Consider the following 14,563-nt stretch of genomic DNA (forward strand, 5'->3'; position numbering starts at 1 on the left):
CGCGGCCGCACCAACCCGCTCGCACCAACCCGCCCGCACCAACACGGCCGCACTTCCGGGCAACGGCAGGTGTACCCCCGCCCAACCTAGGTAGGCTCGGCAAGCATGGAGCATGAGGTGCACGTTCCGGTTACCCCCGAACGACTGCGGGACGCCCTCGCGGACCCCGCCCGGGTCGCCCGCGCCGTCCCCGGCTTCCAGCAGGACGCCGGTTCCGGACCCGTCGCCGGACGCCTGAAGGTCCGCGTCGGCAGCCACTCCATCACCTACCGGGGTTCCGTGCGCGTCTCCGCGCAGGATGACGGTTCGTACGCCGTGGAGGGCGACGCGACGGAGGCCCGCGGCACCGGTTCCGTGAAACTCGCGCTCACGCTGCGCGTCCGCGAGACCGACGGCGGCTCCACCCTCGTCTTCGACGGTACGGCGACGGCGGACGGCCGGATCACCGAACTGGCGCCGGACGCGGTGCGGTCCGCGACGACCAGGCTGCTGGACCGGTTCGCGGAGAACCTGGCGGCGGAGGCGGAAGAGCCGGAGCGGCCCGAACCCACCGACCCCGCGCCCGAGTTGGAGACCGGGACCGAGCCCGATACCGAGGTCCCGCCCCTCGATCTGCTGGCCGACGACATCGATGACGCCGACGACATCGATGACGCCGACGACATCGACGACCCCGTGGGCGACATCGGCGGCCTGGACGAACCCCACGTCTCCGAGACCTTCGCCGACACCCCCGAACCACCCGCCGAGGCCGCCCACGCGCGCCGCACGATGATCGGCCGCAGCGCGGAGGAGGTCGACCACGCGCCCCCGCGCGGCCGTTACGCCCCCGTCCCCGCCCCGCAGACCGTGTCGACGAACGCCACCCTCCGCTGGGCGGCCCCCGCGGCGGCGGTGCTCGTGGCCTCGGCGATCGTGGTCAACAGGGTGCTGCGCAAACGCCGTTGACGGTTCGCCGTTCGCCCTCTTGATCGGACCGTCGCTCCGCCCAGTAGGGTCGTGCCGTGAGTAACGAAGAGATCACGCTGACCGCGGGTGACGCGGAAGTGACGGTGCAGCCGGGCAACGGCGGCCGTATCGGAGGGCTCCGCGTCGGCGGCACCGAACTCCTGCGCCAGGGCGAGCGGTTCGGGTGCTTCCCGATGGTCCCCTGGTGCGGGCGGATCCGCGACGGCCGCTTCCTCGACGGCGGGACCGTCCGCCAGATGCCCCTCAACTCCCCGCCGCACGCCATCCACGGCACCGTCCGCGACGGCGCCTGGCGCACCGCCCGCAGGTCGGCCGACGAGGCGGTCATCACGTACGACCTGGTCGAGCCCTGGCCCCACCCCGGCCGCGTCACCCAGGCCGTCGCGCTGACCGCCGACGCCCTGACGCTCACGATGGCGGTGGAGGCGTACGACGACTCCTTCCCGGCGCAGATCGGCTGGCACCCGTGGTTCCACCGGAACCTCGGTGGCGAGGACGTGACCGTCGACTTCAGCCCCGCCTGGCAGGAGGAGCGCGGCGACGACCACCTCCCCACCGGCAACCGGATCGACGTGAAGCCCGGCCCCTGGGACGACTGCTTCGGCATGCCGGACGGCGTCGACGTCACGCTGACCTGGCCGGGGCAGCTGGAGCTGAAGGTGACGAGCCCGGAGGAATGGGTCGTCGTCTACGACGAGCAGGAGGCCGCCGTGTGCGTGGAACCGCAGACCGGCCCGCCGAACGGACTGAACACGCTGCCCCGCCTGGTCACCCCGATCGAGCCGCTGGAAGCCACGATGACCTGGGCCTGGAGGCGCCTCTAAGCTGGGCGGCATGACGGACGTACGCGGCGTGGTGCTGCAGCAGATCAAGGACAAGGCCGTGGTGCACGGCAAGGTGACCCTGTCGTCGGGGCTGGAGGCCGATTACTACATCGACCTCCGCCGCGTCACCCTCGACGGGGAGGCCGCCCCGCTCGTCGGGCAGGTGCTGCTGGACCTGACCGCGGACCTGGACTTCGACGCGGTCGGCGGGCTGACCATGGGCGCCGACCCGGTCGCCACGTCGATGGTGCACGCCGCCGCCGCGCGCGGCCGGAAGCTGGACGGCTTCGTCGTCCGCAAGGCCGCGAAGGCGCACGGCATGCAGCGCCAGGTGGAGGGCCCCGAGATCAAGGGCCGCCGGGTCCTGGTCGTCGAGGACACCTCCACCACCGGCGACTCCCCGCTCACCGCCGTCGAGGCCGTGCGCAGGGCCGGTGCCGAGGTCGTCGCCGTCGCGACCATCGTGGACCGGGCGACCGGCGCGGCCGAGAAGATCGAGGCGGGGGCCGGGGTGCCGTATCTCTTCGCGTACTCCAAGGACGAGCTGGGCCTGGACTGACCGCCCACTCCGAGCATCCGGCCGCGTCTGGAAAGATGGGGCCGACGATGACGTCGCACCCAAGGTCTAGGTCAGGGCCGTAGCACGCAGATCGCGAAGATCGCCAACCCGCACATACCAAGGAGCGGACAGATGCCCATCGCAACCCCCGAGGTCTACAACGAGATGCTCGACCGGGCGAAGGCAGGCAAGTTCGCCTACCCGGCCATCAATGTGACCTCGACCCAGACCCTGCACGCTGCGCTGCGCGGCTTCGCGGAGGCCGAGAGCGACGGCATCGTCCAGATCTCCACGGGTGGCGCGGAGTTCCTGGGCGGCCAGTACGCCAAGGAGATGGTCACGGGCTCCGTGGCCCTGGCCGAGTTCGCGCACATCGTCGCCGAGAAGTACCCGGTCACGGTCGCGCTGCACACCGACCACTGCCCCAAGGACAAGCTCGACGGCTACGTCCGTCCGCTGATCGCCGTCTCCGAGGAGCGCGTGAAGGCCGGCGGCAACCCGCTGTTCCAGTCGCACATGTGGGACGGCTCGGCGGAGACCCTCGCCGACAACCTCGCCATCGCGCAGGAGCTGCTGGCCCGCGCGGCCGCCGCGAAGATCATCCTTGAGGTGGAGATCACCCCGACCGGCGGCGAGGAGGACGGTGTCTCGCACGAGATCAACGACTCCCTCTACACCACGGTCGAGGACGCGATCCGTACGGTCGAGGCGCTCGGCCTCGGCGAGAAGGGCCGCTACCTGCTGGCCGCGTCCTTCGGCAACGTGCACGGCGTGTACAAGCCGGGCAACGTCGTGCTCCGCCCCGAGCTGCTCAAGGAGCTGAACGAGGGCGTCGCCGCCAAGTACGGCCAGCCGGCCGGCAGCAAGCCGTTCAACTTCGTCTTCCACGGCGGCTCCGGCTCCACGCCGGAGGAGATCGCCACCGCGCTGGAGAACGGCGTCGTGAAGATGAACCTCGACACCGACACCCAGTACGCGTTCACGCGCCCGATCGCGGACCACATGTTCCGCAACTACGACGGCGTCCTGAAGGTCGACGGCGAGGTCGGCTCCAAGAAGACCTACGACCCGCGCACCTGGGGCAAGCTCGCCGAGGCGTCGATGGCCGCGCGCGTCACCGAGGCGTGCGCGAACCTGCGCTCGACGGGCACCAAGATCAAGTAACCACTGCGGTCTGCTCCGAGCCCGGTGCTACGGCACCGGGCTCGTTGTATACCTGGGGCATGTCCTCCGACGTCCGGCTCGCCTCGCCCCAGGGCAAGTGGATCCTGCTGACCACGGTGCTCGGCTCCAGCATGGCCATGGTGGACTCCACCGTCGTCAATGTCGCCCTGCCCCGCATCGGCCGCGACCTCCACGCCGACCTGGCCGCCCTCCAGTGGACGGTCAACGCGTACATGCTCACGCTGGCCGGCCTGATCCTGCTCGGCGGTTCCCTCGGCGACCGCTACGGCCGCCGCAAGATCTTCGTCCTGGGTGTGGTGTGGTTCGCCGCGGCCTCCCTGCTGTGCGGACTCGCCCCGAACGTGGGCGTCCTGGTCGCCGCCCGCGCGCTGCAAGGCATCGGCGGCGCACTCCTCACCCCCGGCTCCCTGGCCCTGATCCAGGCCTCCTTCCACCCGGACGACCGGGCCAAAGCGGTCGGCCTGTGGTCCGGCTTCGGCGGCATCGGCGCGGCGATCGGCCCGTTCCTGGGCGGCTGGCTGGTGGACGGCCCCGGCTGGCGCTGGGTGTTCCTGATCAACGTGCCGATGGCGCTGGTGTGCGCCCCCATCGCCGTACGGCACGTCCCCGAGTCGGCGGACGGCCGCAAGCACGGCCACTTCGACGTCCTGGGCGCGGCACTCGGCGCCATCGCACTCGCCCTGGTCACCTACGCGCTGATCGAGGCGGCCGACGGCCCGCTCCCCGTCGTGATCGGCACCGCCGTCGCGGGCGTGGCCGCGGGGGTCGCCTTCGTCCACGTCGAGAAGCGCAGCCCCGATCCGATGATGCCGCCGGGCATCTTCGCGTCCCGTCAGTTCACGGCGGTCAACCTGGTCACCCTCTGCGTCTACGCGGCCTTCGGCGGCTTCTTCTTCCTGACCGCGCTCCAACTCCAGGTGGTGGCGGGCTATTCGGCGCTGGAGGCCGGTACGGCGCTGCTCCCCACGACCGCGCTCATGCTCCTGTTCTCGGCCCGCTCGGGCGAACTGGCCCAGCGCATCGGCCCCCGCATCCCGCTCACCGCGGGGCCGTTGCTGTGCGCGGCGGCGATGCTGCTGATGCTGCGGGTCGGCCCCGACGCCTCCTATCTCACCGACGTAGTACCGGCCCTCCTCGTCATGGGCTCCGGCATGGTCATCCTGGTCGCCCCGCTGACGGCAACCGTCCTCGCCTCCGTCGACACCGCCCGCGCGGGCCTGGCCAGCGGCATCAACAACGCGGCCGCCCGCGCGGCCGGCCTCATCGCGATCGCCGCGCTGCCCCTGCTCGCCGGGATGGGCTCGGAGGCGTACCGCTCGGCGACCGCCTTCGACCACGCCTTCGACCGGGCGATGGGCTGGTGCGCGGGCGTGCTGGTGGTGGGTTCGGTGCTGGCCTTCGCGACGGTACGGCGCCCACCCCCCGACTGCCGCCGCCCGGAGTGTGTCACCCACGGCTCGATCACGGCTCCGCCGCTGGAGCCCCGGTTGGGGAAGGGGCCTCTCGACGCGGGCTAGGGGTTCGGCGGTGAGGGCGCGGCACCAGGGCATCGTCCCGCGCCCGGGCGACCTGACAGGCGGCGGACAGCGGGCTTGACCTTGACGCCGGGTCAACCCTCCATCCTTCCGGCAGGAGGTTCCTCGCACCCGCCTGGAACAGCTCCGCGAAGGAGGCAGATGACCATGACGGCCCAAACGATCGCCGGTCCGGCGATGCGCGTGCGGGGACTGGAGAAGTCGTACGGGACGCTCGAAGTGCTGCGCGGTGTGGACTTCGACGTGGCGCCGGGCAGCATCTTCGCCCTGCTCGGCTCCAACGGGGCGGGCAAGACCACGACCGTGAGGATCCTCGCCACACTCCTGAAGGCCGACGCGGGGACGGCGAGCGTCCATGGCTTCGATGTCGCCGCGCAACCGGCGGAGGTGCGGGAGTCCATCAGTCTCACCGGGCAGTTCGCGGCCGTCGACGAGATCCTCAGCGGCCGGGAGAACCTCGTACTCGTCGCCAGGCTGCGCCACCTCGAGGACCCGGGCGCGATCGCGGACGACCTGCTGAGGCGTTTCTCGCTGAGCGAGGCGGGCGGGCGGCGCGTGTCCACGTACTCGGGCGGGATGCGCCGCCGGCTGGACATCGCGATGAGCCTCATCGGGAACTCGCCGGTGATCTTCCTGGACGAGCCGACGGCCGGACTCGACCCCGAGGCGCGCATCGAGGTGTGGGACGCGGTCAAGGAACTCGCCGGGCACGGAACGACGGTGCTGCTCACCACGCAGTACCTGGACGAGGCCGAGCAGTTGGCCGACCGGATCGCGATCCTCCACCAGGGCCGGATCATCGTGAGCGGCACCCTCGCCGAGCTGAAGCGGCTCTTTCCGCCCGCCAAGGTCGAGTACGTCGAGAAGCAGCCGACTCTGGAGGAGATCTTCCTGGCCGTCATCGGCGGCGACAAGAGCGACGCCGACGCCATCGGCACGACAACCGGGGGACAGGGATGACCGCCTACTTCTTCAGCGACACCGCCGCGCTCACGGGGCGGACCCTGCGCCATGTCACACGCAGCCTGGACACCGTCATCACGACCGTCATCACGCCGGTCGCCATGATGCTGATGTTCGTCTACGTCTTCGGCGGAGCCATCGACACCGGGTCGGTTCCGTACGTGAACTACATGCTGCCCGGCATCCTGCTCATGACCGTCGCGTCGGGCGTCTCCTACACCGCGTACCGGCTGTTCACCGACGTGAAGAGCGGGATCTTCGAGCGCTTCCAGTCCATGCCGATCGCGCGGTCGGGGGTGCTGTGGGCCCATGTCGTCACGTCGCTTGTCGCCAACCTGATCGCGCTGGTGCTCGTCGTGGGCGTCGCCGTGCTCATGGGCTTCCGCACGGGGGCCGGAGTACCGGCCTGGCTCGCGGTCGCCGGCATCCTGCTCCTGTTCACCCTGGCGCTGACCTGGCTCGCCGTGATCCCGGGGCTCACCGCGTCGTCGGTCGAGGGAGCGGGCGCGTTCGCCTACCCGCTCATCTTCCTGCCGTTCGTCAGCTCGGCGTTCGTGCCCACGAGGACGATGCCCGGCCCGGTGCGCTGGTTCGCCGAGCATCAGCCGGTGACGTCGATCGTCAACACGGTCCGTGCCCTGTTCACCGGGCAGCCGGTCGGCGACGACATCTGGATCGCGCTCGCGTGGTGTGTGGGCGTCCTCGTCGTGGCGTACGTCTTCGCGATGGCCGCCTACCGCCGGAAGATCGCCTGAGGCAGGCTGATACCCATGCTGACCATCAGCCGGCTGGCGGCCTATGCCGGGGTGACGGTACGGGCGGTACGCCACTACCACCAGGTCGGGCTGCTGCCCGAGCCCGAGCGCGACCGGTCCGGGTACCGGACCTACGACGCCGCCGCGGTCGTGCGCCTGATCCGGATCCGCGCCCTGGCCGATGCCGGCGTGCCGCTCGCCAGGGTGCAGGAACTCCTCGACGCCGGCCCGGAGGAGTTCGCCGGGGGCGTCCAGGAGATCGACAAGGATCTGCGCGCCGAGATCCGGCGGCTGCAGGACACCCGCAGACGGCTCGCCCGGCTCGCCGCCGGAGAGCACCTCGCGCTCCCGCAGAGCGTCGTGGACTACCTCGACCGGCTGCGCGGTCTGGGTGTCGGGGAGCGGTACATGGAGATGGAGCGGGATGCCTGGATCATGATCGCCGCGCAGGTGCCGGACCTGATCGACTCCGTGATCGCCAAGAAGCACGAGGAACTGGACGACCCCGACATGGTGCGGCTCTACAGCTTCTTCACCGGGGAGCTCGACTGGCTGGCCGGTGATCCACGGATCGTCGAGATCGCCGACATCCTGGAGCGTCTGATGATGCGCGCCGTGGAGGCCGGCGAGGCGGGTGACGACGGCTTCGACGAACAGTTCGTCGCCCTGATGGACTCGGCCATGCTCAAGTCCGCACCGGGCGCCGGGCTGGTGTTGGCGATTCTGCAGGAACGTGGCTGGAGAGGCTGGACCCGCGTCGAGCGGGTGCCCGCGGACAGGCTCGCCATGGACCTGCCGCCGGGGCGGCACTGACACCGGACTTCTTGCCGATGCCGGCCGATCGCCGCCGCTGGGGGAGACTGGAACCCATGACGATTCACGAGAACCTCCTCGGGGGACCGCCCCCGACCCACCTCCCCGAAGACCCCGGGCCGCGCGACCTCCTCGCGAGCGGTGCTACGCCCGCCGATGTGGCCGCGAAGTACCCGACCTCCTCGCTGGCCTGGGCGCTGCTGGCCGACGACGCGTTCGAGCGGGGGAGCGTCGTGGAGTCGTACGCCTACGCGCGTACGGGTTACCACCGCGGGCTGGACTCCCTGCGGCGCAACGGATGGAAGGGGCACGGACCGGTGCCCTGGGAGCACGAGCCGAACCGCGGGTTCCTGCGCGCGCTGCACGCCCTCGCCCGGGCGGCGCAGGCAATCGGGGAGCAGGAGGAGTACGCGCGGTGCTCGCAGTTCCTGAAGGACTCCTCGCCCACGGCGGCCCAGACGCTCGGCTAGTCCCGTAGTGCGGGGGTATTGATGCAGGTCCGCCTGGTGTGACCAGGCGGACCTTGCGGTCTCGGGGGACCATTGGGGAGGATGCCCGGTGGGGACCGGGGCCCCCGTGTCGGAATTCGGCAGGGGCGGACCGCTACCCGGAGTACGCATCAGGAGACAGCGATGTCCCAACCGGCTCAGGAAACTCAGGAGCCCGAGGCCCCGCATCTCGACTTCCAGGGGACGACCCCGTACGAGGACTACGTCCAGGCCGACGTCCTCACCCACCTCCAGCACACCCGCTCCGACGACCCCGGCGAGATGGTCTTCCTCGTCACCACCCAGGTCATGGAGCTGTGGTTCACCGTCATCGTCCACGAGTGGGAGACCGCCGCGCGCGCCCTGCGCGAGGACCGGGTGCCGGTCGCGGTCGACGCGCTGAAGCGTTCCGTACGGGAACTCGACGCGCTCAACGCCTCCTGGCGGCCCCTCGGCCAGCTCACCCCGGCCCAGTTCAACTCCTACCGCGCCGCCCTCGGCGAGGGCTCCGGCTTCCAGTCGGCGATGTACCGCCGGATGGAGTTCCTGCTCGGCGAGAAGTCCGCGTCCATGCTCGTCCCGCACCGCGGAGCGCCGCGTGTGCACGCCGAGTTGGAGAAGGCCCTGCACGAACCGAGCCTCTACGACGAGGTGTTGAGGCTCCTCGACCGGCGCGGGCACGCGGTCCCCGAGGCCGTACTGACGCGTGACGTGACGCTGCGGTACGAGCCGTCGGACGCGGTGGAGCAGGTGTGGACCTCCCTCTATTCCGGTGACGCCGACGATGAACTCGCCCGGCTCGGCGAGGCGTTGACCGATGTCGCCGAACTCGTCTGGCGATGGCGCAACGACCACCTCGTCGCCACCCGGCGCGCGATGGGCGCGAAGACCGGGACCGGCGGCTCCGCGGGCGTGGCCTGGCTGGAGAAGCGCGCGCAGAAGAACGTGTTCCCCGAGCTGTGGACGGCGCGGTCCCATGTCTGAACTCGCTCTGAAGGCCGAGAAGTTGGACGCCGGTGACGAACTGGCCGGTGTGCGGGCGCGGTTCGTCCTCGACGACGTGGTCTACCTGGACGGGAACTCGCTCGGCGCGCTGCCGGTCGGCGTCCCCGGGCGGGTCGAGGACGTCGTACGGCGGCAGTGGGGCGAGCTGCGTATCCGCTCCTGGGACGAGAGCGGCTGGTGGACCGCGCCCGAGCGGATCGGCGACCGGATCGCCCCGCTGGTCGGGGCGGCGGCCGGGCAGATCGTCGTCGGCGACTCCACAAGTGTCAATGTCTTCAAGGCACTTGTGGCGGCGGTGCGGATGACGGCCGGCTCGGGGCGGGACGAGATCGTCGTCGACGCCACGACCTTTCCCACGGACGGGTACATCGCCGGGTCGGCCGCCCGGATGACCGGGTGCACGCTTCGGCCGGTCGCCCCGGCCGAGGTGCCGGGCGTCCTTGGTGACCGTACGGCGGCTGTGCTGCTCAACCACGTCGACTACCGCACCGGGCGGCTGCACGACCTGCCCGCGCTGACGGCCGCGGTGCACGCGGCGGGTGCCGTGGTCGTCTGGGACCTGTGCCACAGCGCGGGCGCCCTGCCGGTCGGGCTCGACGAGCACGGGGTCGATCTCGCGGTCGGCTGCACCTACAAGTACCTGAACGGCGGCCCGGGTTCACCCGCGTACCTGTATGTGCGCCGGGAGTTGCAGGACCGCTTCGACTCGCCGCTGCCCGGCTGGAACTCGCACGCCGAGCCCTTCGGCATGCGGCCCGACTACGAAGCCGCCACTGGTGCGCTGCGCGGTCGCGTGGGCACGCCGGACATCCTGTCCATGCTCGCCCTCGAAGCGGCCCTCGACGTGTGGGACGGCGATGGTGACGGCGTATCGATCGGGGCGGTGCGGGCCAAGTCCCTTGCCCTGACGGACTTCTTCCTGGAGTGCGTGGGGGCGTACGTCCCCGACGGGCGGGTGGAGTCGGTGACTCCGGTCGCTCACGCGGAGCGCGGCAGCCAGGTCGCGCTGCGGTGCGCGGACGCCGGGGACGTGATGAAACGGCTGATCGAGCGGGGCGTGGTCGGCGACTTCCGGCATCCCGATGTGCTGCGGTTCGGATTCACGCCGTTGTACGTCGGGTTCGGGGACGTGGAGCGGGCGGCCCGGACGCTCGGAGACCTGGTCCGCTAGAAGCTGTACCTCGATCTAACCGCCGTAGGACACGGGAGCGGTTAGATCGGCGGAGAGGCTGATGACATACACCCCTGCCACGGCGGCGGCCTGAGCCGCGCGCGCGGCGCGCTCCGCGGCGGGGGTGTCCGGGGCGGTCCCGGTGGTCAGCAACTCGTAGTAGAGGGGCGCCGATACGGCCCGTACGACCTGGGAGGGATCGGTGCCGGCGGGCAACTCCCCACGTGCTACGGCCTGTTCGACGCAGGGCGCCCACTCGGCGACCCGGACCTCGTAGAAGTGGCGCAGGGCCTCGGCCGTACGGACGTCGCAGGTCGCGGCGGCGATGACGGCGCGGAACAGGGCGCCCTGGCGGGGATCGGCGAGGGTGCGCTGCACGAGCAGGGCGTTGGCGCGCAGGTCGCCGAGGAGCGAGCCCGTCTCCTCGCGCGGCAGCGACTGTTCGGCCATGTCGACGAGGAGGTCCGCGACCAGCGCGGTCACCGAACCCCAGCGCCGGTACACCGTGGTCTTGCCGACCTCCGCCCGCCGGGCGACGTCCGAGAGGTCGAGCCGGTCGACGCCCTGCTCGGCCAGCACGTCACCCGCCGCCCGCAGCACCGCCGTACGCACACGTGCCGTGCGGCCGCCGGGGCGCAGGGTGCCGGGTTCGGGGCCGGATTCGGGGTCGGGTTCGGCGGACATGATGGGCTCCTGAGGGTGCTGATGAGGTGCTGTGACGGGCACGGCGTCAGCGTAACGAAACAGCAGAACCGTTTAACCCTCACCCAGCGTGACATCCGCGTGTCCGCGCACGTCACCGGCCTGGTAGCGTCCCGCCCACGGCCGCAACCTTCTCCAGGTCCGCCACATCCGAACCGTCCAAATCCGTTTCTTCGCTGAGAGGTTGGAGCATGCCGGACGACGCAGCCGCACGTGCCGCCGCAGAAGAGGAGTCGGCCTTCTCGCACCCCGCCGTCGACCCCGACAGCACCGCCGCGTACGGCGACCACCCCGACCAGGTGATCGACTTCTACGCCCCGCGCGGCGAGCGCGTGCCGGGCGAGGCCGCACCCCTGGTCGTAGTACTTCATGGGGGCGCGTGGCGCGCCCCGTACGACCGCGGGCACATCACCCCGTTCGCGGACTTCCTCGCGCGCCGGGGGTTCGCGGTGGCCAACGTCGAGTACCGGCGGGGCGCGGCCCTGCCCGCGCAGGGCGGTACGAGCCCGGTCGCGGGGCGCTGGCCCGACACCTTCGACGACGTCGCGGCGGCGCTGGACGCGCTCCCCGCGCTCGTACGGGAGGCGCTGCCGCAGGCCGATCCGCGCCGCACGGTGGTCACCGGGCACTCGGCGGGCGGCCACCTCGCCCTCTGGGCGGCGGCCCGGCACGTCCTTCCGAAGGACGCCCCCTGGCGCACCCCCGCCCCCGCCGCACTGCGCGGTGTCGTCGCTCTCGCCCCGATCGCCGACTTCACGGTCGCCGAGAAGCTGGCGGTGTGCGACGGAGCGGCCGCCCAACTCCTGGGCGGAGAAGTCAAGTTCGTCGAGCGTCTGCCGTACGCGGACCCGTCGCTCCTCCTCCCCACCGGCATCGCGACCACCCTGGTCCAGGGCCGCGCCGACATCGTCGTCCCGCAGGCGGTCGCCGAGTCCTACGCGGACGCGGCGGCGAAGTCGGGCGAGGTCGTGGGCCTCACGCTGCTGGAGGACGTCGGCCACTTCCCGCTGATCGACCCGGCGGCGGACGCGTGCGCGGTGGTGGCGGAGGAGATCGCCCAGCTGGCGTGGTGAGCGTCCTCCACCCGGGCGGCTGCCCGTCCCGGTCATACCCGTAATACCTGAGAGCTACGACGAAGGTGAGCTCCCTGGTGTGACGCGGACGACGACCCCGGATCCGTAATTTTCCTTCCAGATGATCCGGCCCGACGAGCGGGCGGCTTGGGAGGGGAGACGGGACATGGAGACGGGGACGGGGGCGTGGCTCGACGCGGGGGTGAGGGGAGCCGGGGACGGGGCCGGGGCAGGGACCGGTGGGGCGGAATCCGGTACCGGTGCGGCGGTGTCCGGGACGCCGACCGGCACCGGGGACACCGGCGCGGCGGAAGCGCCCCGCACCCGGCGCACCGCCAACACCCGCTCCCGTACCGGCAGATGGCGTCGCGCCCTGCTCGCCGCGCTCGTCACCGGTGCGGTGGTGATCCCCCTCTCCGCCGCGGCGCGGCCCGAGATTCCCGCGCCTCCGCCCGCCACCCTCGCCCCGCTCATGCCGGCCACGTTGGACGAGGCATACGCCGCGAACCGGGCCAACGCGGCCGAGGCGTCCCGTATGGCGGCTGCCGACGGCGACGACCGCCGAGCGGCGACGGAGCGTGCGATGGCCGCCCCGGACCGCCGCTTCCTCGCCTTCGACGGCCGCGGCCCCGGCCAAGCGACGGAAGTCTTCGGCGACTTGGCGCACGCCGACCGCGTGGCCGTCCTGGTCCCCGGCTCGGACACCACTCTCGACACCTACGACCGCTTCCGCGCGACCGCGCTCAACGTGCACCGCCAACTGACCAGGGACGCCCCCAACTCCCGCACGGCGGTGGTCTCCTGGCTCGGCTACGAAACCCCGCGCACGGTGAGCAGCACCGTCCTGACACCGACCAGAGCCGACCAAGCGGCCCCGCACCTACGGGAGTTCATACGGCAGCTGCACGCCGTCACCGGCCGCGGGGCGCACATCACGCTGGTGTGCCACTCGTACGGCACGGTCGTCTGCGGGCGGGCCGCCGCCAGTCTGGCCGTGTCCGACATCGCCCTGATCGGCAGCCCCGGTACGGGAGTCGACTCCGCCGCCGGTCTGCGCACCCCGGCCCGCGTCTGGGCGGCACGCGGCGCCGACGACTGGGTCGGAGGCGTCCCGCACGTGAGCGCGGACCTGTTCGGCACGACCGTCGGCTTCGGCACCGACCCGGTGTCCCCGGCGTTCGGCGCCCATGTCTTCGCGGCCGGCGACGTGGGCCACAGCGACTACTTCACCCCGGGCACGGCCTCCCTGGCCAACCTCGCCCGGATCGTCCTGGGCGAGACCTCGGAGGTGACCCATGCGTGACCGCACCCTGAGCGGCACGACGGGCGGGATCGTCATACGGCAGGGCCTGCACGGCCTGCGGCGCGGCGCCGCCCGCATCGAGGCCACGACCCCGCCCGACCGGGACCGCGCCGTGGACGCCCTGCGCGCCCTCGCGATCCTCGGGGTCGTCCTGGGCCACTGGCTGGTGACGGCGCTGGTCGCGGACGGCGGCACGCTGCACACGGCGAGCCCGCTGCGGCACATGCCATGGCTGGCGCCCATCTCCTGGGTGTTCCAGACGCTGGCGGTGTTCTTCCTGGTGGGCGGCCATGTGGCGACCCGGGGTTACGCCTGCGCACGCGCCCGGGGCGAGACGTACGGGCAGTGGCTGACCGCCCGGCTGGCCCGGCTGTTCAGACCGGCGGCCGCCGTCCTCACCCTGTGGACGGTGACGGCGATCGCGCTGCTCCTGTCCGGCGCGGACTTCGAAACGGTGCGCACGTTGGTCAAGCTGGCGCTGTCCCCGATGTGGTTCCTGCTCGTGTTCGCGGGCCTGACGGCGGCGACTCCCCTCGTCACCAGGCTGAACCCGCTGTGGCCGCTGGCCGTCGTACTCCACGTGGACCTGATCCGTTTCGGACTAGGCGGCCCGTCCTGGCTCGGCTGGGTGAACGTGGCGGCGGGTTGGCTGGTGCCCTACACCCTGGGCGCTGCCTGGACCCGGGGTGAGGTGGACCGCGCCCGGGCGGGCTGGGTCCTGCTGGCGGGCGGCACGGCGGCGACGGCGGCGCTCGTCCTTTGGGCGGGCTACCCGGCGTCGATGGTCGGCGTCCCCGGCACCACGATCTCCAACCTCGACCCGCCGACCCTGGCCGCGGTCACCTTCGGCCTCGCCCAGTGCGGCCTCGCCCTGCTCCTCCGCAGCCGCCTGCGCCGCGCGCTGCGCCGCCCGCTCGCCTGGTCGGCGGTGGCCCTGGTCAACCTCTCCGCGATGACGATCTTCCTCTGGCACCAGACGGCCCTGATGGCCACCACGGCCATCACCCTCCCCGCCGGCCACCTGCCCGGCCTGCACACCCACCCCGACACCCTGACCTGGGTCGCGGCCCGAGCCGCCTGGCTCCCGCTGTTCGCCCTGGCCCTGACGGTCTGCTGGACGGCGTTCCGGACGTACGAGCAGGACGTACGCCCGCACCCGGTCGGCACCGGCTTCCGTACCCGCCTCCGAGCGAAGTCCCCCCACCGTGCCTAGGGTTG

Annotated in this window: 15 protein-coding genes; 14 read left to right on the forward strand and 1 reads right to left on the reverse strand. The window is 71.9% G+C overall.

Annotated features, from left to right (window positions below):
- Positions 1-117: 117 nt before the first annotated feature.
- The 11 genes from R2B38_RS21655 to kynU all read left to right on the forward strand — a co-directional run bounded on the left by R2B38_RS21655 (position 118) and on the right by kynU (position 10,267).
- Positions 118-948: an SRPBCC domain-containing protein gene (locus R2B38_RS21655; RefSeq protein WP_318017714.1), complete on the forward strand. Its 831-nt coding sequence runs from the start codon at positions 118-120 to the stop codon at positions 946-948.
- 56 nt (positions 949-1,004) lie between these two features.
- The gene (locus R2B38_RS21660; RefSeq protein WP_033284800.1) at positions 1,005-1,793 is read left to right on the forward strand and encodes an aldose epimerase; all 789 of its coding nucleotides are present in this window, start codon (positions 1,005-1,007) and stop codon (positions 1,791-1,793) included.
- A gap of 10 nt (positions 1,794-1,803) precedes the next feature.
- Positions 1,804-2,352, forward strand: a complete 549-nt coding sequence (gene pyrE, locus R2B38_RS21665) for an orotate phosphoribosyltransferase (RefSeq protein ID WP_318017715.1) — start codon at positions 1,804-1,806, stop codon at positions 2,350-2,352.
- Positions 2,353-2,484: 132 nt separating this feature from the next.
- Positions 2,485-3,516 carry a class II fructose-bisphosphate aldolase gene (gene fbaA, locus R2B38_RS21670; protein ID WP_033284802.1) on the forward strand — a complete coding sequence of 344 codons (1,032 nt, stop codon included), beginning with the start codon at positions 2,485-2,487 and terminating at the stop codon, positions 3,514-3,516.
- Positions 3,517-3,575: 59 nt separating this feature from the next.
- Entirely contained in the window at positions 3,576-5,054 is a 1,479-nt protein-coding gene (locus R2B38_RS21675; protein WP_318017716.1) for an MFS transporter, read from the forward strand.
- 165 nt (positions 5,055-5,219) lie between these two features.
- Positions 5,220-6,032, forward strand: coding sequence for an ABC transporter ATP-binding protein (locus tag R2B38_RS21680; RefSeq protein WP_318017717.1), 813 nt, complete (start codon positions 5,220-5,222; stop codon positions 6,030-6,032).
- Complete coding sequence (locus R2B38_RS21685; protein ID WP_318017718.1) at positions 6,029-6,790, forward strand: ABC transporter permease; 762 nt, start codon at positions 6,029-6,031, stop codon at positions 6,788-6,790. Before R2B38_RS21680 ends, R2B38_RS21685 begins: the two co-directional genes overlap by 4 nt.
- Before the next feature lie 15 nt (positions 6,791-6,805).
- Complete coding sequence (locus R2B38_RS21690; protein ID WP_318017719.1) at positions 6,806-7,603, forward strand: MerR family transcriptional regulator; 798 nt, start codon at positions 6,806-6,808, stop codon at positions 7,601-7,603.
- A gap of 56 nt (positions 7,604-7,659) precedes the next feature.
- On the forward strand, positions 7,660-8,073 hold the full coding sequence (locus tag R2B38_RS21695; RefSeq protein WP_033284811.1) for a DUF3151 domain-containing protein: 414 nt from the start codon (positions 7,660-7,662) through the stop codon (positions 8,071-8,073).
- 162 nt (positions 8,074-8,235) lie between these two features.
- Entirely contained in the window at positions 8,236-9,075 is an 840-nt protein-coding gene (locus R2B38_RS21700; RefSeq protein ID WP_318017720.1) for a tryptophan 2,3-dioxygenase family protein, read from the forward strand.
- Positions 9,068-10,267, forward strand: a complete 1,200-nt coding sequence (kynU, locus tag R2B38_RS21705; protein ID WP_318017721.1) for a kynureninase — start codon at positions 9,068-9,070, stop codon at positions 10,265-10,267. Before R2B38_RS21700 ends, kynU begins: the two co-directional genes overlap by 8 nt.
- Positions 10,268-10,282: 15 nt before the next feature.
- Here the strand turns inward: kynU and R2B38_RS21710 are convergent, their stop codons facing one another.
- The gene (locus tag R2B38_RS21710) at positions 10,283-10,951 is read right to left on the reverse strand and encodes a TetR/AcrR family transcriptional regulator (protein ID WP_318017722.1); all 669 of its coding nucleotides are present in this window, start codon (positions 10,949-10,951) and stop codon (positions 10,283-10,285) included.
- A 209-nt stretch (positions 10,952-11,160) separates the two neighbouring features.
- Here R2B38_RS21710 and R2B38_RS21715 point away from each other — a divergent pair, with 209 nt between their 5' ends.
- From R2B38_RS21715 to R2B38_RS21725, 3 genes are all read left to right on the forward strand, one after another.
- Entirely contained in the window at positions 11,161-12,042 is an 882-nt protein-coding gene (locus tag R2B38_RS21715; protein ID WP_318017723.1) for an alpha/beta hydrolase, read from the forward strand.
- A 166-nt stretch (positions 12,043-12,208) separates the two neighbouring features.
- On the forward strand, positions 12,209-13,345 hold the full coding sequence (locus R2B38_RS21720) for an alpha/beta hydrolase (RefSeq protein ID WP_318017724.1): 1,137 nt from the start codon (positions 12,209-12,211) through the stop codon (positions 13,343-13,345).
- A gap of 55 nt (positions 13,346-13,400) precedes the next feature.
- A complete protein-coding gene (locus R2B38_RS21725; protein WP_411978576.1) occupies positions 13,401-14,558 on the forward strand; it encodes an acyltransferase family protein in 1,158 nt (385 codons plus the stop codon).
- The last annotated feature ends 5 nt before the right edge of the window (positions 14,559-14,563 follow it).

The organism is Streptomyces sp. N50 (genome assembly GCF_033335955.1).
Lineage (GTDB): Bacteria > Actinomycetota > Actinomycetes > Streptomycetales > Streptomycetaceae > Streptomyces.